This is a genomic window from Gynurincola endophyticus (assembly GCF_003991195.1).
Taxonomy (GTDB): Bacteria; Bacteroidota; Bacteroidia; order Chitinophagales; family Chitinophagaceae; genus Gynurincola; species Gynurincola endophyticus.
Genome location: NZ_RCWL01000020.1, coordinates 1 through 1,557 on the forward strand (window position 1 = coordinate 1; position 1,557 = coordinate 1,557).

General features: G+C 31.7%; 2 protein-coding genes. Both read left to right on the plus strand.

Annotation, left to right across the window (positions count from 1 at the left end; all coding sequences use genetic code 11):
* On the plus strand, positions 1 to 1,065 hold a 1,065-nt coding region (locus tag D9O48_RS18660; protein ID WP_199750635.1), incomplete at its 5' end, for an RHS repeat-associated core domain-containing protein.
* Entirely contained in the window at positions 1,062 to 1,448 is a 387-nt protein-coding gene (locus D9O48_RS18665; RefSeq protein WP_126974515.1) for a hypothetical protein, read from the plus strand. The genes D9O48_RS18660 and D9O48_RS18665, both read left to right, overlap by 4 nt.
* The last annotated feature ends 109 nt before the right edge of the window (positions 1,449 to 1,557 follow it).

Here is a 1,557-nt window from a genome sequence, read left to right on the forward strand (position 1 = left end):
AGTAATCATTTAGGGAATGTAATGGCGGTAATCGGTGATCATTTAGTGGTAGAAAGTGATACGGTAAGATATCCTTTTGTCTTTAGCTTAAATGACTACTATGTATTTGGTGCTAAAAAAGAATTAGGAAATAGTTCGGCCTACCGATATGGATTTAATGGTAAGGAGAATGATAATGAAGTAAAGGGTGAAGGTAACCAGCAGGATTACGGCATGCGGATTTATGATCCGAGGTTGGGTAAGTTTTTGAGTGTGGATCCGTTGAGTGTAGAATATCCATGGTATACACCCTATCAGTTTGCAGGAAACACTCCTATTCAGGCTGTAGATTTAGATGGGGCTGAAGAATTTAATTATAACCTTAAAATTGATGAAGAAACAGGTAAAGCTAAACTGGAATTAATCTCTATTCATTCTGGTCTTCTATTTAATTTAACAGTAACGCAATATGTTTCGTATAAAGGGAAAAGATACTCTTATGGGATTGAGTGGAATATAGCACCTTATAAGTCTTTTGGTCATTTAGATGATTTGAATGGGAAAACAGAGTTGGAGCTTGATGAACATTTTTCTAAAAGAATGACAACTTATGATGAACAAGTAGCCAAGCAAGGGTATGATGATGATATTCGTGAAAGAGCTTGGGCAGTTGCTACGGGTATCAGGTATGCAAAAAATGTTCAAAAAGCAAGAAATTATGAGAAAAATAAAGCATACTCTAGCCATTATCTATATTCGACAGCAAGAGAACGAGTAGCTGCTAGAATATCAGGGTTAAGGGATAGGAACTCAGGTTCGTACAAGGCTTATTTTTTTGGTAGTAGGAATAATAATAAGAATAGAGAAGACTCTGATCTTGACCTTTTGATTATAACGGAGAATCCATCTTTTTTTAGTAGAGGAAGAGGGGCGAACATTCTCAATTCGATAAAAAATGATTATAAAAAAACAACTGGCGTAGATTTGGATATTAATATAATGACACCTAAGCAATATAATAGTGCTAAAGATGGTGAATTTAAAAAAAGTGTAGAATCAAATAGTACTGAAATAAAAATAAAATGATTCAAATAATAATTAAAGGTAATACTGTACCTATTAATAGAATATGGTATAATTATAGGTCTAAAATAAGTGATGAGTCTATCGAATATAAAATTGTATTAAATCTGGATAGTCCTCAAATAGCTAAATTTCTTGTTTTTTTTCTTGAAAAACCTTTAGAGGATGTAGAAGTTGAAAAAGAAGTTTATGTAAAAGATCGTGAATTAGGCTCATTAGGGTTTGTGTGGAACTTAATTCAATACTTTGAAAATGATTATGAAGAATTGTGCGAAATAAGAGAAAAACCATATTACATTTTAAACAATATAAGAAAAGTTGAAAAAGAAAATAGTAATTTGATAATTACTGGAGATATTGATTTGACATATTATTGGAAAAATTAAAATATAGAACTCGCTCGCGCCGGACTGTGTCCGGTGTTTAATTAAACATTCATTTTCGTAATAAGTAATTTTAAAAACCGCTATAATATAGCGGTTTTTCTATTGTATA